Origin of the sequence: Methylobacterium sp. GC_Met_3, from assembly GCF_026540775.1 — a bacterium.
Taxonomy (GTDB): Bacteria; Pseudomonadota; Alphaproteobacteria; order Rhizobiales; family Beijerinckiaceae; genus Methylobacterium.
Genome location: NZ_JALNUL010000006.1, coordinates 111,748 through 137,471 on the forward strand (window position 1 = coordinate 111,748; position 25,724 = coordinate 137,471).

Annotated in this window: 20 protein-coding genes and 1 pseudogene; 4 read left to right on the forward strand and 17 right to left on the reverse strand. The window is 67.7% G+C overall.

The annotated features are described in order from the left end of the window. The first annotated feature begins 15 nt into the window (after window positions 1-15). The 4 genes from OXS27_RS10865 to rpmG all read left to right on the forward strand — a co-directional run bounded on the left by OXS27_RS10865 (window position 16) and on the right by rpmG (window position 2,635). Window positions 16-480, forward strand: a complete 465-nt coding sequence (locus OXS27_RS10865) for a DUF983 domain-containing protein (protein ID WP_267356179.1) — start codon at window positions 16-18, stop codon at window positions 478-480. Beyond that, window positions 437-1,180, forward strand: coding sequence for an NUDIX domain-containing protein (locus tag OXS27_RS10870; protein ID WP_243924187.1), 744 nt, complete (start codon window positions 437-439; stop codon window positions 1,178-1,180). Before OXS27_RS10865 ends, OXS27_RS10870 begins: the two co-directional genes overlap by 44 nt. 11 nt (window positions 1,181-1,191) lie before the next feature. Beyond that, complete coding sequence (locus OXS27_RS10875) at window positions 1,192-2,361, forward strand: MFS transporter (RefSeq protein WP_267356182.1); 1,170 nt, start codon at window positions 1,192-1,194, stop codon at window positions 2,359-2,361. A 106-nt stretch (window positions 2,362-2,467) separates the two neighbouring features. After that, window positions 2,468-2,635 (forward strand): 50S ribosomal protein L33, encoded by a 168-nt coding sequence (gene rpmG, locus OXS27_RS10880; RefSeq protein ID WP_160532473.1) that lies wholly within the window; start codon window positions 2,468-2,470, stop codon window positions 2,633-2,635. 98 nt (window positions 2,636-2,733) lie between these two features. Here the strand turns inward: rpmG and OXS27_RS10885 are convergent, their stop codons facing one another. The 17 genes and pseudogenes from OXS27_RS10885 to OXS27_RS10965 form a co-directional block, all read right to left on the reverse strand. Beyond that, window positions 2,734-3,651, reverse strand: coding sequence for a LysR family transcriptional regulator (locus OXS27_RS10885; protein ID WP_243924184.1), 918 nt, complete (start codon window positions 3,649-3,651; stop codon window positions 2,734-2,736). 79 nt (window positions 3,652-3,730) lie between these two features. Beyond that, a complete protein-coding gene (locus tag OXS27_RS10890) occupies window positions 3,731-5,392 on the reverse strand; it encodes an OFA family MFS transporter (RefSeq protein ID WP_267356337.1) in 1,662 nt (553 codons plus the stop codon). Between the two features lie 342 nt (window positions 5,393-5,734). Beyond that, complete coding sequence (locus OXS27_RS10895; protein WP_243924180.1) at window positions 5,735-6,028, reverse strand: formate dehydrogenase subunit delta; 294 nt, start codon at window positions 6,026-6,028, stop codon at window positions 5,735-5,737. Between the two features lie 4 nt (window positions 6,029-6,032). Then, entirely contained in the window at window positions 6,033-8,894 is a 2,862-nt protein-coding gene (gene fdhF, locus OXS27_RS10900) for a formate dehydrogenase subunit alpha (RefSeq protein WP_267356188.1), read from the reverse strand. A 10-nt stretch (window positions 8,895-8,904) separates the two neighbouring features. Next, window positions 8,905-10,464, reverse strand: a complete 1,560-nt coding sequence (locus tag OXS27_RS10905; protein WP_267356190.1) for a formate dehydrogenase beta subunit — start codon at window positions 10,462-10,464, stop codon at window positions 8,905-8,907. Next, window positions 10,461-10,934, reverse strand: coding sequence for a formate dehydrogenase subunit gamma (locus OXS27_RS10910; RefSeq protein WP_243924175.1), 474 nt, complete (start codon window positions 10,932-10,934; stop codon window positions 10,461-10,463). The genes OXS27_RS10905 and OXS27_RS10910 overlap by 4 nt, the downstream gene beginning before the upstream one ends. Window positions 10,935-11,320: 386 nt before the next feature. Next, complete coding sequence (locus tag OXS27_RS10915) at window positions 11,321-11,977, reverse strand: glutathione S-transferase family protein (RefSeq protein ID WP_243924326.1); 657 nt, start codon at window positions 11,975-11,977, stop codon at window positions 11,321-11,323. A 96-nt stretch (window positions 11,978-12,073) separates the two neighbouring features. Beyond that, window positions 12,074-12,532 (reverse strand): cytochrome c-type biogenesis protein, encoded by a 459-nt coding sequence (locus tag OXS27_RS10920; RefSeq protein WP_267356193.1) that lies wholly within the window; start codon window positions 12,530-12,532, stop codon window positions 12,074-12,076. An 80-nt stretch (window positions 12,533-12,612) separates the two neighbouring features. Continuing rightward, window positions 12,613-14,613 carry a heme lyase CcmF/NrfE family subunit gene (locus OXS27_RS10925; protein ID WP_243924173.1) on the reverse strand — a complete coding sequence of 667 codons (2,001 nt, stop codon included), beginning with the start codon at window positions 14,611-14,613 and terminating at the stop codon, window positions 12,613-12,615. Between the two features lie 10 nt (window positions 14,614-14,623). After that, on the reverse strand, window positions 14,624-15,136 hold the full coding sequence (ccmE, locus tag OXS27_RS10930) for a cytochrome c maturation protein CcmE (protein ID WP_267356196.1): 513 nt from the start codon (window positions 15,134-15,136) through the stop codon (window positions 14,624-14,626). 154 nt (window positions 15,137-15,290) lie between these two features. Continuing rightward, on the reverse strand, window positions 15,291-16,787 hold the full coding sequence (gene ccmI, locus OXS27_RS10935; protein ID WP_267356198.1) for a c-type cytochrome biogenesis protein CcmI: 1,497 nt from the start codon (window positions 16,785-16,787) through the stop codon (window positions 15,291-15,293). Between the two features lie 198 nt (window positions 16,788-16,985). Next, the gene (locus OXS27_RS10940) at window positions 16,986-18,404 is read right to left on the reverse strand and encodes a sensor histidine kinase (protein ID WP_243924169.1); all 1,419 of its coding nucleotides are present in this window, start codon (window positions 18,402-18,404) and stop codon (window positions 16,986-16,988) included. A 249-nt stretch (window positions 18,405-18,653) separates the two neighbouring features. Next, entirely contained in the window at window positions 18,654-21,308 is a 2,655-nt protein-coding gene (locus OXS27_RS10945) for a hypothetical protein (RefSeq protein WP_267356201.1), read from the reverse strand. Between the two features lie 223 nt (window positions 21,309-21,531). Next, window positions 21,532-22,551, reverse strand: a pseudogene (locus tag OXS27_RS10950) (ABC transporter ATP-binding protein). 43 nt (window positions 22,552-22,594) lie between these two features. After that, window positions 22,595-23,440 carry a carbohydrate ABC transporter permease gene (locus OXS27_RS10955; protein ID WP_267356202.1) on the reverse strand — a complete coding sequence of 282 codons (846 nt, stop codon included), beginning with the start codon at window positions 23,438-23,440 and terminating at the stop codon, window positions 22,595-22,597. A 2-nt stretch (window positions 23,441-23,442) separates the two neighbouring features. Further along, window positions 23,443-24,393: a sugar ABC transporter permease gene (locus tag OXS27_RS10960; protein ID WP_243924325.1), complete on the reverse strand. Its 951-nt coding sequence runs from the start codon at window positions 24,391-24,393 to the stop codon at window positions 23,443-23,445. Between the two features lie 54 nt (window positions 24,394-24,447). Then, the gene (locus OXS27_RS10965) at window positions 24,448-25,704 is read right to left on the reverse strand and encodes a sugar ABC transporter substrate-binding protein (RefSeq protein ID WP_267356204.1); all 1,257 of its coding nucleotides are present in this window, start codon (window positions 25,702-25,704) and stop codon (window positions 24,448-24,450) included. Window positions 25,705-25,724: the final 20 nt, after the last annotated feature.

Here is a 25,724-nt window from a genome sequence, read left to right on the forward strand (position 1 = left end):
TTGTAGACCCTGGACATGGCCGCCGACGCGATTCCCCTGCGCACCAGTCTCGTACCCGCGATGGCCCGAGGCTTTATCGGCCGCTGCCCGCATTGCGGCCAGGGGCGGATCTTCGGCCGCTTTCTCAAGGTGCGGCCCGAATGCGATAGCTGCGGTCTGGAGTTGCACCACCACCGGGCGGACGATCTGCCACCCTACGTGGTGATCTTCATCGTCGCCCACATCGTCGGATACCTGATCCTGGAGACGGAGAGCGCCTACGAGGTTCCCCTCTGGGTTGAGATGGGAGTCTGGCCGGCCTTCACGCTCCTGTTCGCGCTCATATTGCTCCAGCCCGTCAAGGGTGCCGTCGTCGGGCTGCAATACGCCCTTGGCATGCACGGCTTCGCCACGCTACCGCGGAGCCGCCCCACACACGGGTCGGAGGAGACACGCCTTGCCGCTGCCGCAGCAGGAGCCCCAGATCGCCACCGCCTCTGAGCGGAAGCCTGCCGCAGCGCGCCTGCGCCCGCGGGACGCCGCCACCATGATCGTGATCGACCGGCGGGGACGGGGCGGCCTGAAGGTCCTGATGGGCCGGCGCAACCCCAACCTCGCCTTCATGCCGGGCAAGTTCGTTTTCCCGGGCGGCCGGATCGAGCTCGGCGACCGTCACATGCCGGTGGCCGGCGCCCTGCCCGATTATGCCGAAGCGGCGCTGACCCGGCAGGTCTCCCGGCCGCCGCATCATCTCGGCCGGGCGCTCGCGCTCGCCGCCATCCGCGAGACCTACGAGGAAACCGGCCTGCTGCTCGGCACGACCGAGCACGGCGCGCCGGAGGAGACACCCGCGGGGTGGGAGGGGTTTGCCCGGCACGGCGTCCTGCCGGATCTCGAGGCGCTGCACCTCGTGGCCCGGGCGATCACCCCGCCGAAGCGCGTGCGCCGGTTCGACACGCGCTTCTTCGCGGTCGATCATCGGATGGTGGCGGCCGAGGAGCCGGGCCGGGTTCAGGCCGATGCCGAGTTCACCGAACTCGCTTGGGTCCGCCTCGATGCGGCCCGTAAGCTCGACCTGCCGTACATCACCCGCGCCATCTTGGACGACCTCGAAGCTCAGATCGCCGCCGATTTCGCCCCGTACCGGATGATCCCGTTCCATTACGAGCGCTACGGCCGGCGCGAACGGGTAGCCTTGTGAACCAAAAGGACGTGGAAAACGCGGGACGGCGCGGAATCAGCTCGGAGGATGTGGCGGCCATCGCGGCGGCAGTCACCTGCGTCACCGTCGTGGGCATCGGTCTGAGCCTGTCGATCCCGCTCCTGTCGATCGAGTTGGAGCGACGCGGCGCGTCGAGCACGCTGATCGGGATCAACACCGCGGTGGCGGGCATCGCCAGCATCTGCACGGTGCCGTTCGTTCCGCGGCTGGCCGCCCGGATCGGGGTCGCCCCGCTGCTCGGCCTGGCGCTGATCGTCGGGGCGGCCAGCCTCACCCTCTTCCCGATCCTGCCGGGTATCGCGCTCTGGTTTCCCCTGCGCTTCGTCTTCTCGATGACGCTCGGTGCCCTGTTCGTGCTCTCCGAGTACTGGATCAACGCCGCCGCCCCGCCGGAGCGACGGGGCCTCGTGATGGGCATCTACGCCACCGTCCTGGCAGCGGGCTTTGCGGTCGGCCCGCTCCTGCTGGCGCTCGTCGGCACCGAGGGGCTGGCCCCCTACGCGACCGGCGCCGCCCTCATGCTGGCCGGCGGCCTACCCATCCTGCTCGCCCGCGGGCTGTCGCCGACGATCGAGCCGGGTTCGGGCCGGAGCATCTTCAGCTACCTGCGCCTTGCTCCCGGCGCGCTCGCGGCCGCCCTCGCGTACGGAGCGGTGGAGACCGGCATCTTCGCGATCCTGCCCCTCTACGGCCTGCGCCTCGGCTACGACGCACAAGGCGCGGCCGGGCTCGTCAGCCTGATCGCACTCGGCAATGTGCTGTTCCAGATTCCGTTCGGTTGGCTCGCCGACCGGTTCAACCGCGGCGCGGTGTTGCTCGGCGCAGGTCTCGCGGGCGCCACCGGCTCGGCGCTCATCCCGTTGACGGCCGGGAACCCCCTAGCGTTCGGCCTGCTGCTCTTGGTCTGGGGCGGCATCGCCGGCACGCTCTACACGGTCGGGCTCGCCATGCTGGGCGACCGCACGCCGGCAAACGATCTCGCCGGCGCCAACGCGGCCTTCGTGGTGCTGTACAATGTCGGCCTGATGCTGGGGCCACCAGTGATCGGCGGTGGGCTCGACCTCATACCGCCGCACGGCTTCGCGCTGGCGCTGCTCGCCCTGTTCCTGGCCTTCGCGGGATCCCTCGCGGTGACAGAGCGCAGGGCCGTCCACTCTTGACCTGAACGGCTCGATCGGGCATTCACCCGCCCGTATTCGGCCGGGTTCTCCCGGCCATTTGCGTTTCGCTCACGCGGAATGCCGCACCCTGCAGGAGCGCCGCGCCATGGCCAAGGCCGTCACCGTCAAGATCAAGCTCATGTCCACCGCCGACACGGGCTACTTCTACGTCACCAAGAAGAACTCCCGGACGCAGACTGAGAAGCTGTCGATGCGCAAGTACGACCCGGTCGCGCGCAAGCACGTCGAGTTCAAGGAAACCAAGATCAAGTAAGCCGACGGGCACCAGCCCGGTCGCTACGAAGCCGCTCCGGAGACGGGGCGGCTTTTTTCGTCGGTGCTGTCTAACGATGCCCGTGACGCGCCCAGCGATCAGGCGGATGACGCGTCCGATACCCCCGGATCAAGCGTACGAGCGAGCGACCGGGCGATGGCCACGAGGGCGGTGACCATCGGGGTGGACGGCTCGCGGCGTGGGGCGACGAGGCCGATCGTATGCACCAGATCCGGTGCGGTGATCGGGATGGCCCGTACGCCCTCGATGGGTCCTAGGGCATCCACCAGGATCTCCGGCATGATCGAGGCCCAGCGCAGGGTACGCACATGGGTCAGCAAGACGATCATCGAGTTCGATTCCAGGGTCGCGGCGGGATCGGCCCCCGATTCCCGGATCTGCTGATCGATGATCCGCCGGTTCTGCATGTTGGGGGTGAGCAGGCAGAGCGGCAGGCTGCCGGTCTCGGCCCAGGTGACGCTCTCCCGCTGGTCGAAGGGACCGCCGATCGCCGTGACGAGACGGTAGCGCTCCCGGTAGAGCGGGACGGAGATCACGCGCCCGAGGGGCTCGTTGTCGAGATAGGTCAGGCCGGCATCCGCCTCCAGATTCTCGATCAGCGAGAAGATGTCGGTCGAGGTCGCCGACTCGACCGTGAGCCGCACGTCCGGGTGCCGCTCCCGGTAGGGCGTGGTGAGATGCGCGATCATCGGCAGGGCCGTGGGGATCGACGCGATGCGCAGATGCCCGGTCAGGCCCCGGCGCAGGCCGGTGACCTCCTCGTGCATCGCGCGGGCATCGGCCACGATCCGCCGCGCCCATTCCAGCACCCGCTCCCCTTCTGGGGTGAAGCCCTGGAAGCGCGAGCCGCGCAGCACGAGCTGCACGCCGAAGCGGTTCTCCAGCTGTTTCACGCCGGCCGAGAGAGTCTGCTGAGTCACCCCGCAGGCCTCGGCGGCGTGTCCGAAATGCTGCTCGCGGGCGAGCGCGAGCAGGAAGTCCAGCTTGTCGATCACCACACAGGGATCCCGGCACCGCAAGTCACCGAGAGCCTAGCGACCCAGGACGACACCCACAACCGCGCGCGGCAGTCGCTCACCGGAACAGGATGAAGGCCTTCGACAGGGTGATGCCGATGCCCCAGACGATCGGGATGCCGACAACCGCCCAGGCCACGGCCGCACCGGGGCTGAAACCGCCGCGGCCGATGCCGAAGGAGCCCGACGGTCCGGAGGCCGTGGCACCGGCTTTGACGTCGAGGGAGGCGCGCTCCGACTCGGACATGAACCAGCGTTGGGCCAGCGGCCGGACGAGCAGGTTGCACAGGAACCCGACCGCCAGGAAGCTCGCCAGCACGTACATGGTCCGGCCATAGAGATCGGCTCCCTGGACGCCGGCCGCCACCTGAGCTTCGCGGATCTTCGTGATGACGAACGGCCCGACGATGCCCGCCATCGACCACGCGGTGAGCAGGCGGCCATGGATGGCCCCCACGAACTGCGTGCCGAACACGTCGGCGAGGTAAGCCGGCACGGTCGCGAAGCCGCCGCCATACATGGACAGGATCACGCAGAAGATGGCGACGAACAACGCCTGCGACCCGATGCCGGCCGCCCAGGGGGCCGCCGCGTAGAGGACGCCGCCCAGCGCGAAGAAGATCGCGTAGGTAACCTTCCGGCCGATGCGGTCCGACATCGACGCCCAGAAGAACCGGCCCAGGATATTGAACAGCGAGAGCAGGCCGACGAAGCCCGCCGCGATCGCAGCGACCTGCGCCTTCTGGCCTCCGTCGAGTGCGGAGAAGCTCGTGCCCGGCTGGCCGATCAGCGCGCCGCCGAAAATCTCCTGCAGCATCGGCGAGGCCAACGCCAACACGCCGATACCAGCGGACACGTTGAGGAACAGGACGAGCCAGATCATCCAGAACTGAAGGGTCTTGTGCGCCTCCCGGAGATGCACGTGCCCGGAGGCGATCATCGCGTTCTTGGCAGCCGGCGCCGTCCAGCCGTCCGGGCGCCAGCCGGCCGGCGGCACGCGGTAGCCGAAGGCGCCGCCCAGCATGAACAGGATGTAGCCGATCCCCATCACAGCCAGCGTCTGCCAGACGCCGGCCGAATCCGCGGTCCGGAAGCTCTTGATCAGGGTATCGGCCAGGGGCGAACCGATCATCGCACCGCCGCCGAAGCCCATGATCGCCATGCCGGTGGCCATGCCGCGCCGGTCTGGGAACCACTTGATGAGCGTCGAGACCGGCGAGATGTAGCCGAGGCCGAGCCCGATGCCGCCGATCAGGCCTAGGCCGAGCCAGATCAGCCAGAGCTGGTGGATGTAGACGCCGAGCGCGCCGATCAGGAAGCCGCCGCCCCAGCACAAAGCCGCCGCGATGCCGGCCTTGCGCGGGCCCGCCCGCTCCAGCCAGCCGCCGAACAGGGCCGCCGAGAGGCCGAGCATCACGATGCCGATCGAGAAGACCGTCACGAGGTCGCTGACGCGCCAATCGCAGGTGGTCGTGAACAGGGCCGTCATCACGCCCATGTCGGGGCAGGCTGCGGGGCCCGGCCGACCGACCGAGACGGCCCGCGTCAGCGGCAGCCAGAACACTGACAGGCCGTAGGCCATGCCGATGCAGAGATGGATCGCCAGCGCCGCCGGCGGCACCAGCCACCGGTTGAACCCTGCCTTGGCCACGATCCGCTCGCGGGACAACAGACCCGGCGTACCGCCGGGCACGACCGCGCCCGCCACTCCAGCACCCATGACCGACTCCTCGACGGCGGTCATCCTGGTGGACCGCTCGGTGCCGCAGAATGCGCGATCTGTGTACAGGGCGCTAGCGTAGTGCACGCTGAGTGGACAGATTTAATCCGTATCTGCGCAATCTGTAGGCGAAACATCTTAGGTGAAGGTTCTCGAGATCGCAGTCCCAGCACGCTGCCTTAGCGTTGGAGGCAACCCGCAATCCGGCTCTCTGACCCCTGTGAGGATATGAGCCCGATGCATCCGGCGGGCACCGGGACACCAAAACGCATCAGGGCCCGGAAAATCCGGGCCCTGACGATGCTGCAATGGAGAGAAGCGTATCGAGCTCGTTCGAACGGTTCAGCCGGCGTCGCTGGCACCCTCACCGAGCTTCTGCGGATCGCGAGTCGCCGCGCGGATCGGGCTCTCAGCCTGAGGCTCGCCGCCGCGCAGGGCCCGCTGCACCAGGATGTCGGCCCGGTCGCCCATCTCGGGCAGGGCCGCTTCGAGCTTCGAGACCATCTTGGGCGTCCAGAACGCCACGATGTGCTTGTGGATGCCGGCCACCGCCTCCTCCTCCGGGTACGACCGGAAGAAGGTGGCAATCTGGTTGGCCATACGAAGGAGCTTGTCTTCCTGGCGTAGCGCGCTCATCGCCTCACTCCGCCGCGTCGAGCGTCTGGGCAATGCGCGTCAACGAGAAATCCTCCTCGTAGAACTTCGCCTGCCAGTCGGACGGCCGGTTGGTCCGCCGGATCTGCACCGCGGTCACCTTGTATTCGGGGCAGTTGGTCGCCCAATCCGAGAAATCGGTGGTGATGACGTTGGCGCCGGTCTTGGCGTGGTGGAAGGTGGTGTAGACCACACCGGGCTGCATCCGCTCCGAGACCTTGGCCTTGAGCGCGATGTCGCCCGAGCGGCTCTCCAGTGAGACCAGATCGCCGTCGACGATACCACGCAGCTCCGCGTCGAACGGGTGGATCTCCAGCACGTCCTCCTCGTGCCAACGCGAGTTCTCGGTGCGCCGGGTCTGCGCGCCGACATTGTACTGGGACAGGATCCGGCCCGTGGTCAGGATCAGCGGGAACTTCGCCCCCGTGCGCTCCTCGGTGGCCACGAACTCGGTGATCATGAACCGGCCTTTGCCGCGGACGAACCGGTCCACGTGCATCATCGGTGTGCCGAGCGGCGCCTTCTCGTTGCAGGGCCACTGCACCGAACCCAGCTCGTCGAGCTTGGCGTAGGACACGCCGGTGAAGCTCGGCGTCAGGCCTGCGATCTCGTCCATGATCTCGGACGGGTGGTTGTAGTTCATCGGGTAGCCCAGCGCGTTGGAGAGCAGCACCGTGCCCTCCCAGTCGCCGTAGCCGCCCATCGGGGCCATGACCTTGCGCACGCGGGAGATGCGGCGCTCGGCATTGGTGAAGGTGCCGTCCTTTTCCAGGAACGAGGCGCCCGGCAGGAAGACGTGGGCGTATTTGGCGGTCTCGTTCAGGAACAGGTCCTGGATGACGATGCACTCCATCGCCATCAGGCCCGAGGTCACATGGTGCGTGTCGGGATCCGACTGCGCGATGTCCTCGCCCTGGATGTAGAGGCCCTTGAAGCTGCCATCGACGGCTTCATCCAGCATGTTGGTGATGCGCAACCCCGGCGCGCTGTCGAGCTTGGCGCCCCAGAGCGCCTCGAAGCTCTCGCGGGTGGCATCGTCCGAGACGTGGCGGTAGCCGGTGAGCTCGTGCGGGAACGAGCCCATGTCGCAGGAGCCCTGGACGTTGTTCTGGCCGCGCAGCGGGTTCACGCCGGCGCCGAGCTTGCCGATGTTGCCGGTGGCCATGGCGATGTTGGCCATGCCCATCACCATGGTCGAGCCCTGGCTGTGCTCGGTGACGCCCAGCCCGTAGTAGATGCCGGCCGCGCCGCCCTTGGCGTAGAGCCGGGCCGCACCGCGGACCTCCGCCGGGTCGAGACCGGTGAATTGCTGCTGCGCCTCCGGGGAGTGCCGCTCCTCGGCGATGAACCGCGCCCAGGATTCGAATTCGGGCAGGTCGCAGCGCTCGCGGACATAGGCCTCGTCGATCAGCCCCTCGGTGACGATCACGTGCGCCAGCGAGTTGATGAAGGCGACGTTGGAGCCAGGCTTCAGCGGCAGGTGGAAGTCGGCCTTGATGTGGGGCGACTTCACCATATCGATCTTCCGCGGATCGGCGACGATCAGCTTGGCGCCCTCGCGCAGGCGCTTCTTCATGCGCGAGCCGAAGACCGGGTGGCCGTCGGTCGGGTTGGCGCCGATCACCAGAATCACGTCGGAATTCTCGACCGACTTGAAGTCCTGGGTGCCGGCCGAGGTGCCGAGCGTCGACATCAGGCCGTAACCGGTCGGCGAGTGGCAGACGCGGGCGCAGGTATCGACGTTGTTGTTGCCGAAGGCGGCGCGCACCAGCTTCTGGACGAGGTAGGCCTCCTCGTTGGTGCAGCGCGACGAGGTGATGCCGCCGACCGAATCCTTGCCGTACTTGGCCTGGATCCGCTTGAACTCGCTCGCGGCCCGGTCGATCGCCTCCTCCCAGGAGACCTCACGCCACGGATCCGTGATCTTCTCGCGGATCATCGGCTTGGTGATGCGGTCCTTGTGGGTAGCATAGCCGTAGGCGAAGCGGCCCTTGACGCAGCTATGACCCTCGTTGGCCTTGCCGCCCTTGTACGGGACCATGCGGACGACCCGCTCGCCCTGCATCTCGGCCTTGAACGAGCAACCGACGCCGCAATACGCGCAGGTCGTCACCTCGGCGTGCTCGGGCTGACCGAATTCGTGGATCGACTTTTCCTGGAGGGTCGCGGTCGGGCAGGCCTGCACGCAGGCGCCGCAGGACACGCACTCGGATTCGAAGAAGTTGGTCGGGCCGGCCGCCACGCGGCTGTCGAAGCCTCGCCCTGCGATGGTCAGCGCGAAGGTGCCCTGGACCTCCTCGCAGGCGCGGACGCAGCGGTTGCAGACGATGCACTTCGACGGGTCGTAGGTGAAGTACGGGTTCGACTCGTCCTTCGGCAGGTACTTCTCGGCGGTCGGCGCGACGTGGTTGTCGCCGTCGTAGCCGTAGCGTACGTCGCGCAGACCCACGACGCCGGCCATATCCTGCAATTCGCAATCGCCGTTGGCTGCGCAGGTCAGGCAGGTCAGCGGGTGATCGGAGATGTAGAGCTCCATCACGCCCTTGCGAAGCTTGGCGAGCTTCTCGTTCTGCGTGTGCACCACCATGCCGTTCTCGGCCGGGGTCGTGCAGGAGGCGGGCGTGCCGCGCCGCCCCTCGATCTCTACGAGGCAGAGGCGACAGGAACCGAACGGCTCCAGCGAGTCGGTGGCGCAGAGCTTCGGGATCTGCGTGCCGGCGTGCATCGCCGCCGCCATCACCGAGGTGCCGGCCGGCACGGTCACCGACATGCCGTCGATGGTCAGCGTGACCGTCTGCTCGGCAACGCGGATCGGCGTGCCGTAGTCGATCTCTTTGATGAGGGCCATGGGAGCCTCCTCACTCGGCCGCGACGGGCAGCGAGCCCGCGCGGGTGAAATCCTCGGGGAAATGGGTGATCGCGCTCATGACGGGCATCGGCGTCAGCCCACCCATGGCGCAGAGCGACCCATCGGTCATAACTTCGCAGAGATCCGCGATCAGGCTGAGGTTCGCCTCCGGCCGGATGCCGGCGATCACCTTGTCCATGGTCTCGACGCCGCGGGTCGCGCCAACGCGACAGGGCGTGCACTTGCCGCACGACTCGGTGGCGCAGAACTCGAAGGCGAAGCGAGCTTGGGCCGCCATGTCGACGGTGTCGTCGAACACCACGATGCCGCCATGGCCGACGAGGCCCTTCTGGGCGGCCATCGCCTCGTAATCCAGCGGCGTGTCGAGGAGATGATCGGGGAAGTAGGCGCCCAGTGGCCCGCCGACCTGCACGGCCCGGACCGGCCGGCCCGAGCGCGTACCGCCGCCGAAATCCTCGATGACCTGCCGCAGGGTGATGCCGAAGGCCATCTCGATCAGGCCGCCATGCCTGATGTTGCCGGCGAGCTGGATCGGGAGGGTGCCGAGCGACCGGCCCATGCCGTAATCGGCGTAGGCCTTGGCGCCGTTGTGCAGGATCCACGGCACGGCCGTGAAGGTCATGACGTTGTTGACCAGCGTCGGCTTGCCGAGGAAGCCCTTCAGCGCCGGGATCGGCGGCTTGGCGCGCACGATCCCGCGCTTGCCCTCCAGGCTCTCCAGCAGCGAGGTTTCCTCGCCGCAGATATAGGCGCCCGCCCCGAGGCGCACTTCCAGGTGGAAGCTCTTGCCCGAGCCGAGAACGTCGTCGCCGAGCACCCCGGCCTGGATACCGTTGGCGATCGCTTCCTTGAGGGTCGCGAAGGCCTGCGGATACTCGGAGCGCAGATAGATGTAGCCACGAGTGGCTCCCGTCGCCACGCCCGCGATGGTCATGCCCTCGATGAGGTTGAAGGGGTCGCCCTCCATCATCATCCGGTCAGCGAAGGTACCGGAATCACCCTCGTCGGCGTTGCAGACCACATACTTCTGGTCCGCCTTGGCGAGCATCACGGTGTTCCACTTGATGCCGGCCGGGAAGCCAGCACCGCCCCGGCCACGCAGGCCGGACTCGCGCACCGCCGCCACGATGCCCTCGGCATCGAGCTTCAGAGCCGCCTCAAGGCCGCGATAGCCGCCATGAGCCCGGTAATCGTCCACGGAGACCGGATCGATCACGCCGCAGCGGTGGAAGGTCAGGCGCTGTTGCCGGGCTAGGAACGGGATCTTTTCCGGGTCGCCAAGGCGCAGGGCATGGTCGCCGCCCTGGGTCAGGCCGGCATCCAGCAACGCCTCGACATCGGCGAGCTTGACCGGCCCGTAGGCGATGCGCCCCTCCGGCGTCCCGACTTCGACCATCGGTTCCAGCCACGCCAGACCGCGGGATCCGGTGCGGACGATGGTCACGTCGAGGCCTCGGCGCTCGGCGCCGGCAAACAGCGCGCGGGCGACCTTGTTGGCACCAAGGCCCAGGGCGACGGCGTCGCGGGGAACGTAGAGCGTGACGCTCACTGGCGCACCTCCGTCAAAGCGGCTTCAAGGGCGTCTGCGGTCAGGTGGGCGAGCGGCTCACCGTCGATGAGGGCGGCCGGGCCGTTGGCGCAGAGGCCGAGGCAATAGACCGGCTCCACCGTGGCGCTGCCATCCGCCGTGGTCTCGTGCCAGCCGCAGCCGAGGCGGCCGAGGATCTCGCGATGGAGCGTATCGGAGCCCATGGCCTGGCAGGCCTCGGCCCGGCACAGCTTCACCTCGTGACGGCCAGCCGGGTGGGCGCGGAAGTCGTGGTAGAAGGTGATGCAGCCGTGCACTTCGGCGCGCGACAGGTTCAGCGCGTCGGCGATCAGCGGCACGGCGCCGGAATCCACGTAGCCGAACGTTTCCTGCAACGCGTGCAGGATCGGCAGCGTGGCCCCTTCGAGATGGGTGTGCTCAGCGATGATCCCGGTGGCGCGCTCGGCGCTCCAGGGCTCGTGACGCGCCATGGTTTCCAGCCCAGTCTGTTCCTGTTCTAATGCGAAGAGGAACAGAAATGCCGGTTAGCTTCAATCGCGCAGTCCGGTCGCATGACAAAGGATGTCTGTCGCGCTGTCACCCGCTTTGTGCGGAAAGCAGGGTGGCATGTTAAGCGGCTGTCAGAAAGAAGGTTTTTATAACCGGCAAAGCATCAACCGGCCACGTGTGTGCTGCACCATGAATTGGTGCCATGCAAAAAATTGCAACTCCGGCGTGGCGTAAGCGCGCGTGCCTGCGGCCTTGGCGACCTTGTACGCGCGGTCAAGCCGCTTGGTAACGGACCATCGATCATTGTGCCGCCGAGGAATCCCTTCGAGGCGCCCTAGCCGGAACAGCCCATTCGCGCCCTGACGGGTCAGAACTCCATTTCGAGTTCTTCGATCTCATCCGGCTCGTCGGCGGCGGCCTCGGCCCATTCCACCATCAACGGCCAGTGCAGGATCGTGTCGCGATACAGGGCGGCGCGGGGTGGGAGGGCGACATCGTAGGTTCGGAAGCGGGTGCAGACGGGCGCGTACAGGGCGTCAGCGAGGCAGGGCTTGGCCCCGAACAGGAAGGGCCCGTCATAGCGGTCCAAGCAATCGTCGAAAATCGTGACGATGCGCTCGATATCGGCCTTCGCGCCGTTGAATACGCGGAAGGCGGGATGGAAAGCGCGGAGGTTCATTGGCAGCGCCGAGCGCAGATTCACGAAACCGGAATGCATCTCACCGGCGATCGAGCGGCAATGGGCACGCTCCGCGATGTTGCCCGGCAGAAAGCCGGCCTCCGGAAACGTCTCGGCGAGATATTCCGCGATGGCGAGCGTATCCCAGACCACTACGTCGCCGTGGCGTAGACGCGGCACGAGGAACGAGGGCGAGAGATGGAGCAGCTCGGCCCGGCTGCCGGCATCGGTGCCGGACAGGACCTCCGTCTCGAAATCGAGACCCGACATCCGGCAGATCAGCCAGCCCCGCAGGGACCACGAGGAATAGTTGCGGCTTGAGATGGTGAGCGTAGCGGCCGTCATCGTCCTGCCCCCGGGCACGCCGCCGAACACGCGGCCCACGATGCCCGATCCAAGACTCGTGCCGAGCCGAACGGGCGAATCGCGGCGGCCTGGATATTACTCCCGTCTCAGGAGCGCGGCGACCTCCGCCTCCTCGGCGGCCGACAAGCTTCGACCGGTCGCCGGCACTCGGCGGCGCGCGAGGCGCCAGATGCCGAATCCGCCGAGCAGCACGGCAAGCACGGGCGTCAGCCACAACAGCAGGGTGTGCGGGGCGAAGACCGGGCGCAGCAGCACGAACTCGCCGTAGCGCGCCACGACGTAGTCGAGCACCGACTTGTCGCTGTCGCCCTTCTCCAAGCGCTCGCGCACGATCAGACGCAGGTCCTTGGCGAGCGGCGCGTCGGAATCGTCGATCGACTGGTTCTGGCAGACGAGGCAGCGCAGCTCGGCCGAGATCTCGCGCGCGCGATGCTCGAGGACAGGATCCTTCAGCACCTCGTCGGGCTGGACGGCGTAGGCGGGGGTAAGGAGCACGGAGAGCAGGAAGACAGCAGCGCCGAAACGACCCCGCATGCCGCTTTCGCTGCCGCTGCGCAGGGCACTCGCCCCGTCAATCGGGAGCGGGAGAGACGCGGAGGCCTTCATGTCCATCCTCACTCGGCCGGCACCGCGTTGGGCAGCGGCCGCGCCTTCGCCTTGGCGGGGGCACCGACGCGCATCCGACGGTCCGTGAGCGAGAGGCCACCGCCCGCCGCCATCACCACGGCGCCGAGCCAGATCAGCAGCACCAGCGGCTTGTAGTACAGCCGCAGGCCGACGCTGCCGTCCTGGCCGATCTCGCCGAGGCTCGCATAGACTTGGCTCACCCCAATCGTCAGCAAGCCGGATTCCGTCACCGCCATCTTGCGGCTCGGATAGAAGCGCTTGCCAGTCTCCACCTGCCCGACCTCGTCGCCAGCGCGGGTCCGGATCGTGAGATAGGCAGCGGCCTCCTCGTAGTTCGGGCCCTTGCGGGGCGCGACGCGCTCCAGGGTCGCCGTGTAGGGCCCCGTCGTCAGGCTCTGACCGGGCTTAAGGGTCGCCAGCCCCTCCGCGGCCCATCCCTGCGCGGCGATACCCAACACCACCACGCCGACGCCGGCATGAGCCAGCGCCGTGCCCCAGGCCGAGCGCGGCAGACCGATGGCGCGGCGCCCGATCTGGCCGAGCGAGCGGGCCCGGCTCGATCCGTAACCCCGGGCGCGGGAGACGATCTCCAGCGCCGAGCCGATCAGCAGATAGACACCGAGGCCGATCCCCACCGGCGCCATCACCGGGCCGCCCCAGGTCAGGGCCAGCACCCCGAAACCGACCACCAGGGCCAGCGCCAGGGCAGCGAACAGGCGCTGCGCGGCAGCGAGCACGTCGCCGCGCTTCCAGGCCAAAGCCTGCCCGGCTGGGACGATCAGCAGGAGCGGGATCGCCAGCGGCACGAAGGTGGAATTGAAGAAGGGCGGCCCGACCGTGATCTTCTCGCCGGTCAGCATCTCGAGGAGCAGCGGATAGAGCGTGCCGACCAGCACCGTGGCGCAGCCCGCGACCAGGAACAGGTTGTTGAGGACGAGCGCCCCCTCGCGGGAGATCGGTGCGAACAGCCCACCCTGCCGCAGCAGCGGCGCCCGCCACGCGAACAGCGTCAACGAGCCGCCGATGAACAGTATCAGGATCGCCAGGATGAAGACGCCGCGGGTCGGGTCGGTGGCGAAGGAATGGACCGACGTGATCACGCCCGAGCGAACAAGGAACGTGCCGATCAGCGAGAGCGAGAAGGTGAGGATCGCGAGCAGCACCGTCCAGACCTTCAGGGCGTCGCGCTTCTCCATAACCACGGTTGAGTGCAGCAGCGCCGTGCCGGCGATCCACGGCATCAGAGAGGCGTTCTCGACCGGATCCCAGAACCACCAGCCGCCCCAGCCGAGCTCGTAATAGGCCCAGTAGGAGCCCATCGCGATGCCCAGCGTCAGGAAGCTCCAGGCGGTGAGCGTCCAGGGCCGCACGGCGCGGGCCCAGACGGCGTCGATCCGCCCGTCGATCAGCGCGGCGACCGCGAAGGCGAAGCTGATCGAGAAGCCGACATAGCCGATGTAGAGGAGTGGCGGGTGGATCGCCAACCCGACATCCTGCAGCAGCGGGTTGAGATCGTTGCCCTCCAGCGGCGCCGGGATGACGCGACTGAACGGGTTCGAGGTCGTGATGATGAACAGCACGAACACGAAGGTGATCAACCCTTGCACGCCGAGCGTGTTGGCTCGCAACCGCGGCGGCACGGAGTTCTTCGCCGCCGCCACGCAGGCGCCAAACAGGGTGAGGATCAGCACCCACAGGAGCATCGAGCCCTCGTGGTTCCCCCAGACGCCGGAGATCTTGTAAATCAGCGGCTTCTGCGTGTGCGAGTTCTCAACGACGTTCTGGACCGAGAAGTCCGAAGTGACGTGCGCGTAGGTAAGCGCCGCGAAGGCGAACAGGATGCAGGCGAAGGCGCCGAGCGCCGCCTGCGAGGCGATCTGGCGGAGTGCCGGGTCGCCCGAGCGGGCAGCCCAGATCGGCATCACCATCTGGACGAGGGAGATCGCCAGGGCGAGCGCGAGCGCGAAATGGCCGGTCTCGACGATCATGCAGGTTCTCTCACCGCTCGCTGCGGGGGCCGAGGGTCGAATCCGCCGTGGCGGTGGATGGCTTGACGGCGGGGGCCGCCTTGTTCGGGCCGCCCTCCTGCCAACGCCCCTGCGCCTTCAGCGCGTCGGCCACCTCGCGGGGCATGTAGGATTCGTCGTGCTTGGCGAGCACGGTGTCGGCGCGGAACTGGCCGCCCGGCTCCAGGACGCCCTCGGCGACCACGCCCTGCCCCTCGCGGAACAGGTCCGGCAGCAACCCCTTATACTGGACCTCGACGGTGGCGTTCGTATCGGTTACGGCGAAGTCCACCGTCTGGTCCGGTCCGCGCTTGAGCGAACCGTCCTTCACGAGGCCGCCGAGTCGCAGGCGGGTTCCTGGTGCGATGCTCTGAAGCGCGATGTCGGTGGGCGAACGGAAGAACACGATCGAGCCGCTCATGGCGAACAGGATCAGCCCCACCGCGAGCGCCAGCACGCTGCCGCAGGCGGCAATCAGGATCAGGCGGCGGCTCTTACGCGTCACGATACTTCCACCCCGCGGTCCGGTCGGCGGTCGCCCGCCCAACCCCGAACCGTTCTCATTCTAGCTCCTCAGGGTGTCGGCCTCAGGAGAGCGCCGGTCAAGGGCGGGCATCAGGACCGATTGTCGTACGGCCGTCGCCGCGTGACGGTCACGCTCAGGGATTGGGCTTCGGCGGCAGGTCGAGTTCCCGGGCGAGTCCGTCGAGCCGCGTTACCGCATCGCCGTTGGCGGCGAGCGCCATCCGGGCACGATCCAGGGTCCTGACCGCCTGCTCGCGCTCGCCGAGCGCGCTGTAGGAACGCACGAGGCGCATCCACTCGTCCGGCGTACCGCCCCGGGCGGCGAGGCGCCGGTCGAGCCCCTCGACCATGCCGCGAATGGCGGCGTCGCGCTCCGCCTGCGGCATGGCGCGCACGGCTGCCATCGCGGCTTCGGTCTCGGCCCGGGCCGCCGGTCCGGCTGGCGCCGGGGCCGGCTCGGTCAAACGCGACGACCCGCCCGCCGGCTCCAGACCAATGGCACGAGCGCCCTGCTCGACCTGCGCCAAACCCTGTGGATCGCCGGCGAGCGCCGTCCGAGCACGGGCCAGGGCCGCGGTGGCCTGATCGTGCTCACCCAGCACGGCCCGGGACCGAACCAGTCGCAGCCACTCGTCCGGTGTGCCGCTGCCGGCCTTCAGCCGGGCATCGAGCCCGTCGACCATGCCGCGGATCGCGGCCTGCTGCTCGGCCGGGACCTTCGGGGCCGCCTGCGGCACCGAGGGCGGCGGCGCAGGCTCACCCTTGAGGCGCGCCAGGCTCTGCCGGACAATCCCGAGCCACGGCGCGTCCGGCGCGCTGGCAGCTTCGAGGGCGGCGAGCTGGCGGATCGCCCCGTCGGTATCGCCCGCCTGCTCGGCGGCACGGGCGAGAAAGAACCGGGGTTTCGGCGCGTTCGGATCCTTGGCCTGCGCCTTCTCGAACAGCGCCTTGGCTTCGGGGGTGACGGTGCCGTCGCCCGCCGCCGTGAGGGCTTCGGCTTGATCGGCCAGGAGTTCGGCGGTCTCGCCCTTCAGCCGGGCGATGTTGCCGTAGGCGCGGGCGGCATCGTCGAAACGGCCGGTGCGCATGTAGACCGGGGCGAGCACCGCCCAGCCACGGGCGTCATTCGGATCGCGGGCGAGCCGCGCCTCGATCTGCCCGACGGCCTTCATCAACTCGTCGGTGCCGCCGCGGGTCGCCTGCCGGTCGGCTTCGGTCTGGGCCGGCAGTTCCGGCGAGCCGTAGAGGCCGTAGGCGATCAGCGCCACCAGCGGAATGGTGGAGACCGCGAAGGCCGAGGCCGCCCGACGCCGGCGCAGGCGCGGCTCGGCCGGGCGCGCGGCCTCGACGATGCCGGCATCCTCGGCCTCCAGCCTGACCTCGCGGCTTGCCCGAAGCAGGCGCCGACCCGCCTCCGCCCTGGCGGACTCGGCCTCCTCCGGGGCGATCAGGCCGCGCTCCTGATCACGCGCTATTTCGGCGATCTGATCCTCGTAGAAGGCGGTCTCGGTGGCGATCGCGGTGCCACCCGCCTCGCCAGTCGGCACGACGGCGCGCCGCGACAGCGGCCAGAGCAGGCCCAGGACGGCCGCCGCGGTCATGGCCGCCAGAATGAACCAGATCGCCGTCATCGAACCTTCGCCAGCGGGCCGAACCGGCCCGTACGTCTCTCCACACCATGTGGAGCCGGCGGCGGAACGCCACGACGCCCCCCGGCGGCGGCCTGGTGTCACGCAACTGCCGCGCGAAGACAAGAGCGAAGACAAAGGACTCAGCGGCACGAAGACTTGGACCGGACCGCGAAACACGATCCGGTGCCCCGGATCGCGTCAATGCGCCGCCGCACCCACGGGCGCATCGCCCGGCACCTCCAGCACCGCCCGCAGGCCGCCGAGCGCCGCCTCCTCCAGCGTGAAGCGACCCCGGTAGAGCGTGGCGAGATCCGCCACGATGGACAGGCCGAGACCGGAACCGGGCTTCGATTCGTCGAGCCGCCGCCCCCGGCCGAGCACGGCCTGGCGCGCCTCCGGCGGAAGACCGGGACCGTCATCCTCGATGGCTACGACCAAGTGCGGATAATCGGCTTTGGTCACAGCCTCCGCCCGGATCGCCACACGGGCATGGGCCCATTTCGAGGCGTTATCGACAAGGTTGCCGACCATCTCCTCGAAGTCCTGGCGCTCCCCTCGGAAGCGCAGGCCTGGCGGGACGTGGACGTCGTAGGCGATGTCCTTGTCGCGATAGATCTTGCCGAAGGTGCGCACGAGGCCGGCCAGCGCCGGCTCGACCTCCGTCGAGGTACCGAGCGTGCCGGCGAGCGCGGCGGCCCGCGCCCGGTCGAGGTGGTAGTTCACCTGATCGCGCATCACCGCCGCCTGCTCGCGGATCTTCTGGGCCAGTTCCTCCGGTGCGTCCGAGGCGCCGACCTCGTTGACGATGATCGAGAGCGGCGTCTTGAGGGCGTGGGCAAGGTTGCCGACCTGCGTGCGGGCGCGCTCCAGGATCTCGCGGTTGGTCTCGATCAGCAGGTTCACCTCGCCGGTGAGCGGGGCGATGTCGCGCGGATAGGTGCCGGTGATCCGGTCGGCCTCGCCGCGGCGGACGGCGCCCAAAGCCGCGCGCATCTTCTTCAAGGGCGCGAGGCCGAACCGGATCTGCAGCAGGGTGGTGAGCGCCAGCGACAGGCCGAGCAGGCCGAACGTGATGGTCAGCGAATTGCGGAAGCGGTCGACATCGTTGACGATTTCGTCCGCCGGCCCGGCGACCCGGACCGTGTAGCGGCCCTCCTCGCCGAGATCGACGTCCCGCTCCATGATGCGCAGGAGGCGCCCGTCCTGCGCCCGGCCGTAGCCCTGGCGGATCTGCCCGACCCCGATCTTGCCCTCGGAATCGGTGGCGGGCGGCAGCGGCACGCCGACCAGAGAGCGGGAGGTGCGCACGTCCCGGGGCTTCGCATCGGGCTTGCCGACCTGCCAGTACCAGCCCGACAGGGGCAGATCGAAGCGCGGATCGCCCAGCGAGAAGGTCCGGCTCTCGGGATCGTTCGGCGAGACGAGATCGGTGGCGAGGTTGTTGGTGAAGACGAGCAGACGGCTGTCGAAGGCGCGCTCGGTGTTCTCGCGGTAGAGCGTAGTCAGGATCCAGGCAGCGATCAGCAGGATCGCGGAGCTCGACAGGAAGGCCGAGACGGCGAGCCGCACCGCGATGGAGCGGCGGCGCAGGGAGAAGAGGCCGATCAGGTCAATCACGACGCGGTCACCACGCGACCCGGTCCCTCAAGTACGGCCCCTGGCGGCCCGGCCTGCCGCCGCCCCGATCTGCAGCGCCGCTTCGTCCGGGTCAAGAATGCATGCCGGCTGCTCGGGGCGAGCCGGCTCCCCCATTCGGAGAGGGCCGGCCCACGCGATGAGCCTTCGTCACGGAAGGCGGCGCGTCGAAACCTCCTTCAGAAAGGCCGACGCTCCATGGGCGCCGTGCAGAGTGACGGCGCCCTCACCTCACACAATCAGAGACGTGAAAGACCGCGTTGGCTGCACGGGGGCAAGCACGACCGCATCGATGTACGGCCCGACATCGCCAGGGCTGAAAATCGTCAAGGGCGTGTCGTTCGTCTTCAGCGTGACCGGCAGGGTCTTCTGCCAGAAGCTCACCCAGCTATACGTGTACCTCAAGCGCGTCGATCCGACGAGATCATCGGCTTCCGAGATGGAGATCTTCAGATCCACGACCTGCGGATTGTACTCATGCTTGCCGGCAACCTGTGCATTCGAATACACGATCGTGACATCGTAATCGCCCGATCCGACCGAAGCGGGCCGGCTGATCTGAAGCGCGTTGGCCGCCCCGCCACCGAGACCGGTCACGTAGCCGCTGCCGGACACGTTGGAGCCGTCGGACTGCTTGACGGTCACGAACTTCGCGGAGCCCAGCACCTGCGCCTTCTCGGCGGAGACCCGATAGGCGTTCGCATCCGCCCCGGAGTTTCTCTTGGTCGTGAGCGTTTGAACGCGCAGCTCGGCAGATGACGTGAGAACAATCTCGTTGATCCCCTCCGTGAGATGAACGGTCAGCCCGCTCTGCCAGCGGCCGGCCTGGTCGGCCGAGGGAATCGGCAGATCACGCCCGTTCAGGGACAGCGTGATTGCCGCCGGGCCGGACGAGGACCACGCGAGCACCACATCGTAATAGCCGCGCTCGATCGCCGTCACGTAGAGATGGGCCGCCCCTTGATCCGGAAGCACCGCGTAGCCCGCGTTATCGATCCCCCAGTCCAGTTTCGATCCGCCACTCAAGCGGAAGGTGGTCGACGGGTATTCGGTGATCTCGCCATCGCCGAGGTATTTGAGGAACAGCTTGTCTAGGGTTATGTCGGATCCGGGCAGCTTCGAGACCCCGTTGGAACTCGCCCGGATGGACAGCGTATGCTCACCGGCTGTCAGCACGACGGACCGCTCGGCGCTGCCCCGGTAATTCCACCGATCCGTGGTCGTCAAAGAAAGATCCGCCGCGTATTGGATGATCCCCTGATCTTTTCCATCCACGAACAGGGCATGCCGCCCGGGCGTTCCGGGTGTCGATCCGATCACCTGAAGGCGATACAATCCGTCCTTTGGAACGGTGACCTTCCAATCGAGCCGCGATCCGGGATCGTTGAACTGGCCGACATCGCGGCCGCCGGACGCCAGGAACTGCCAGCCATTGGACGCGGTGGGGCTGTGCGAGAAGACTTTGGCGTTCGTGATGGAGAGGTTCTCCGCCTCGGCCGAGATCAGCCACGTCTGTGAGGAGAACGACTGGACCACGTCACGCAGTTGGGCCGGCGTGATCAGGATCTGATAGCCGGAATACCGGTCACAGCCCGGAACGGTGAGGCTGAAACCGCCATTCGTGAGGTCGATCTTCCGCGCGGCCTGGATGACCCGCGGGGTTTCCGAGAGTCCTTCCGTGCCGCAATGCACGACCTGCCTGACCTCGATGTCCACGCTGGTTCCGAACAGGGCCGTATCCAGCCCCGTGACAGCCAGCGCGACATCGCCATCCTGGCCGCCCCACAGGATCGTGGCTCGCCGGTTGTCCGTATCGATGGCACCGATCGCCCGAAGCATGTCGGCCGTCTTGGCCGACGGCGTCGTCATCTGAACGGTCTCGCTCCCGTTGAGATCGCCGTACCACTTGAACATCCACCAACCACCGTTGGCTCCGGCCGGCCGCGCGGTGTTGTCGGACAGATTGCCGGCATAGTTCCAGTAGGCGGCCTGAGCATCGATCTTCGTCTGCTCGAACAGGGACATCCACTGGATGAGCTGGCCCGGAACGCTCATGTCCCGCAGCATGCCGTATTCGGTGATGTTGATCGCGATCGGCGAAATGCCGAGCGAAGTCTCGACAGCGCGATACTCCTGATAGTGAATCGGATAAGTCTTCAGATTGTCGACCCCCAGCTCGTGCCAGATGAAGACATCCGGAAGACACTTGTTGTCGCGCGCGAAGGTCAGCAGGTCGGTCGACTGGTCCTTGCGCCACTGCGTGTGGGCGGGGCCGCCGATCCGCGCATGGCCGAGTCCGTGGCGAGCCCAGACGGCCTGGATCTTGTCGTAGGCCGCCTTCCAGTCGTCCAGGAACTGCTGCTTCATCTTGGACCAGTTCGCGTACCAGTTCCCGCCATCGGGCTCGTTGAACGGAACGAAGACGTAGCGCTCAGGACGAGCCGACTGGGTGGCGACCGCTTCGGTCACGAACTCGATGACTTCGAGATAGTCCCAGACTCCGTTCGCAGTCTCCGTGAATGTCCCGTCCTTCAGGTTGTAGGTCCGGGTATCGCCGGGGCGCACGCCGCCGTTGTAGGCCCAGTCCGGGTAATAGTCCTGAATGTAGATGCACATGTCCTTGCCGTAACCGGCGAAGAAGCTCTTCTCGACTTCCAGGACATCGCCCGACGGGTGCTGGGTTCCGTACGGGGCCTTCTGCGAGGCGTTGGTGATGTACGCCCCGTTGATCAGGGCCTGCGTCGGGACGCCGTCGTCGCCGAGACCGTAGAGGAAGCCGCTCGCGCCGCCACGGAAGGCTCCGGTTCTTGCTTTGTTCCAAAAATCGGCCTTCACGGTATTGTCTGACCCGTCGCTCGTCTGAGCGTGCGTGGTGCTATCCGACATGTGGACCTCCGGGTGATGGGGGGTCGCCCCTGCCATACCGCTTCACGGGCCTGGCTCTTCTGCCGACGACAAACGGCTTTGCCGGCCGCACCTTGCGGTGGGCCGGTTGTCAGGAACGCGTGTCGTCGATCAGAACTGGGAGCCGCTTGAGGGACGCCCGCAGCACCGTCGCGTGCCGGGGGAAAGCGCCCGGTCGCGGGCGCTCCATGAGAGGCTTTGATGATCAGATGCGCAGGGCTTCGCCGTTCGCGGTGAAGCGGTGCAGATGCGCCCGCTCGGGGACGACCATCACCGGGGCACCGCGGTCGATCCGGAATTCACCGGTCACACGGGCATTCACGGTCGCACCCTCGTTCAGCCGAACATGGACGAACGTGTCGGATCCCAGGTGCTCTGAGAGAGCGGCGATGCCGGGCAGCCCGTCGGCCGTGCCGTTGCCGGCAGCGGGCACGATCGTGAGATGTTCGGGCCGGATCCCGATGACCGGGGCGCCCAGCGCGTCCGCCGCCGGGCCGCGGAGGATGTTCATCGTCGGCGAGCCGATGAACTGCGCCACGAACAGGTTGGCGGGCGTGTTGTAGATCTCCAGGGGCGAGCCGATCTGCTCGATGCGGCCCTTGTTGAGCACCACGATCGTGTCGGCCATGGTCATGGCTTCGACCTGATCATGGGTGACGTAGATCATCGTGGTGCCGAGCTGCCGGTGCAGCTCGGAGATCTCGATCCGCATGCCGGCCCGCAGGGCGGCGTCGAGGTTCGAGAGCGGCTCGTCGAACAGGAACGCCTTCGGCGCGCGGACGATGGCCCGGCCGATGGCCACGCGCTGGCGCTGGCCGCCCGACAGCTGGCTCGGACGGCGCTCGAGAAGCTCGGTCAGGTTGAGCCGGCTCGCCGCCTCCGCCACCTTCCCGGCGATCGCCGCCTTCGGCACGCCGGCCATCTTCAGCGGGAAGCCGATATTCTCCGCGACGCTCATATGTGGTTAGAGGGCGTAGGACTGGAACACCATGGCAAGGCCGCGCTCGGCCGGCGGAGCCTGGCTCACATCCCGCCCGTCGATCTCGATCGTGCCGCCGGAGATCTCCTCCAGACCGGCGATCAGGCGCAGCAGGGTCGATTTCCCGCAGCCCGAGGGCCCGACGAAGACGACGAACTCACCACCCGCGATCTCCAGATCGAGGGGCGGAATCACGGTCTTGTCGCCGAACGTCTTCGAGATCTGCCGCAAGCGGATGGACGTCATCGCACACCGAACCCTTTGACGTTGTTCAACGATCCGCGCCGGATCAGCCCTTCACCGCACCCGCGGCGAGACCGGTGATCAGGAACCGCTGCACGTAGACGAAGCCGAGCGCCACCGGCACCGCGGCCAGCACGGAGGCGGCGGTCAGCGAGCCCCAATCCGTCTGGTGCGATCCCTTGAAGAGCATGATGCCCGGCGTCAGCGTCCGGCGGGCATCGTCGTTGATCAGCACGTAGCCGAACATGAACTCGTTCCAGGCGGCGATGAAGGCGAAGACGGCGGTCGCCATCAGGCCCGGGAGCGTCACCGGCAGGAGGATGCGCCGGATGAAGCCCAGGCGCGAGCACCCGTCCATCGCCGCCGCCTCCTCCAGCTCGCGCGGGACGGCATCGAAGAAGCCCTTCAGCATGAAGCTGGCGAGCGGCACCATGAAGGTGCAGTAGACGATCACCAGCGCCGCGTAGGTGCTGAGCAATCCCATGTCGCGGATCAGGACGTAGAGCGGGATCAGCAGCAGGACGCCGGGGATCATCTGCGAGACGATCAGCCCCCCGGTGACGATCTGCGTCACCGACAGATACGACCAGCGGCTCATCGCGTAGCTGGCGAAGACCGAGAGGCTGACGGTCAGGATCGTCGAGGCTCCGGCAACGATCAGGCTGTTGCCGAAGTAGATGAGGAACGGGCTCTCCAGCACGACCGCGCGGAAGTTGCTCAGGGTCGGGCTCGCGATCCACAGTGTCGGTGCCGTGCTGAAGACCTCGGCGGCCGGCTTGAACGCCGTGTCGAGCATCCAGAGGAACGGGAAGACGCAGAACGCCACGAAGAACACGAGCACGAAGCCGGTGGCGAGCCCGGACAGGGTCCGGTGACGTGCGGAGACCACCATGATCAGCGGGCCTCCCGCGCCCGGACGACGAGGGCCTGCACAAGGAAGAGCGTCGCCATCGCGGCCATCGACAGGGTGGCCAGGGCGCAGGCGAGGCCGACGTCGAACTCCTGCATGGCGTAGCGGTAGATCAGGATCGGCAGCGTTTCCGTCGCGTCGAGCGGACCGCCCTGGGTCATCACCCAGATGAAGTCGAAGTTGATCGCGGTCCAGATCACGTGGATGACGATCAGGGTCAGCGATACCGGCCGCAGGTGCGGCAGCGTGATGACGAAGAAGCGCCGGACGATTCCGGCGCCATCCAGCGCCGCGGCTTCGTACAGGTCGTCCGGGATCGACGTCAGCGCCGCCAGCAGGCTGATCGTGTAGAAGGGAAAGCTGCGCCAGACATTGACCAAGGTCACCGTGAGCAGAGCGGTCTCGCTGCGTCCGAGCCAGTCATGGGGTTCGGCCAGGACGCCCATACGGACCAGCCAGGCATTCAGGACCCCGTAATCGGGATTGAGCAGCCAAGCCCAGTTCACGCCCGCGATGGCGATCGGGATGACCCAGGGCAGGATGATGAGGCCGCGCACCAGGGCACGCCCCCGGAACGGTTGGGCCAGCGCCAGGGCAGTGGCGAGCCCGCAGGCATATTCTCCGGCGACCGACAGGATGGTCCAGACCAGCGTATGCGTCAGCGCCGGGAGGAAGTGCTCGTCATCTAGCACCATCCGGAAGTTGTCGAGACCCGCGAAGCCGCCGACCGTGGCATCGATCAGGCTGGCATGGTGCAGGCTGTTCCACACCACGCCGGCCAGTGGGGCGGCGATGAGGGCCGCGACCAAGACCGCGACCGGGGCGAGGAAAGCGCAGGCGGCCCGGACCCGCGCCGACGGCCAGAAGACGCGTCGGGCAGCGCGTCCGATGCCGGCCTGCGGCCGGGACGCGATCGATCCGGTTGCCATATCCATGGTTGTCACGCCCGCGCCTCCCCGCGCCTGGATCCCGAGAGCCGAGTTCGGCGGTTATTCCGAGAGTTGTCCGGAGCGTTTCAGGCTCTTGTTGATGGCTTGCGCGAGCCAGGCCGCGACGGCGGGTGGCTTCTCGCCCTTGAGGAGCACGCGCCCGAGGGCGGTCTCCATGTCGCGCGGGATCGACCCCAGGACGATCGGCGGGAAGGCGATGCCGATCGGCACCAGATCCGTGAACGGCTTGCCCCAGACCGGATCACCGGTCACGTCGGAGCGCGGCGAGCGATCCGGGAACACCTTGGTCTGCACGTCCCGGCTCAGCAGGAAGGTGGCGAACTTCCAAGTGGCATCGAGGTGCTTGCCGGTGAAGATGTAGAGCGGGGCGATCTCGAAGAAGGTCGCGGCCGTTCGTCCGGCCGGCGGCGGCGCTACGGCGACATCCCGCATCGTCTGTGGATTCTGGTCGATGCGGCCCTTCATCCAGGAGCCGTTCATCACCATCGCGTACTGGCCGAGGGCGAAGTTGGTGTCCTCCTCCTCCCAACCCCAATTGGCCGATTGCGGCGGGATCGCCTTCTCGGAGAGCAGCCGCCCGTACAGCGCCAGCACCCCGGTCGCCCGTTCGAGGTCCTCGGGCGCCTCGGCCCAGGTGTTGCGGTATTTCCCGTCCGGCATCCGCTTGGCGATCTCGACGCCGTTCTGGCCGAGGTAGGTGAGGAGTTCCTGCGGTGCGCGGGCCCCCTTGCCGACGATGCCGAAGCCCGGCTTTCCGGTCTTGGCCTGAATGGCGGCGGAGGTCTGAACCAGCTCGTCCCAGGTCTTGGGCGGCGCCGCGATGCCTGCCGCCTTCAGCGTATCGGCATGATAGAGCAGCGCGCGCAGCCCAAGATAGTTGGGCAGCGCCCGCAGCTTGCCGTCGATCGTCAAGTTCTGGACGACGTTGGAATACAGCGCGCCGAGGTCGGGCCAGGTCTTGGCGTGGGCGCTGAGGTCGGCCAGCACGCCCATCTTGTTGAACTCGCCGAACCACTCGCTCAGGCCCCAGGTGATATCGGGGGCATCGCCGCCCGCGAGCGCCGTCACCAGCTTATCGTGCAGGGCGTCGTAGGCGATGACCTGCGTCTTGACCTTGATGTCGGGGTTGGCGGCCTCGAAATCCACGATGGCTGCCTGCGCCGCCTTGGCCTCGGCCTGGAGCGGGTCCCACGCGACCCAATAGGTGAGCGTCGTCGGCTCCGCGCATGCGGGTCCCGCGGCGAGCAGCGGGAACAGGGCTGCCATCGCCAGCATGTGGCGCCTGAAGATCCCCACGGTCTTCCTCCCTCGATGTG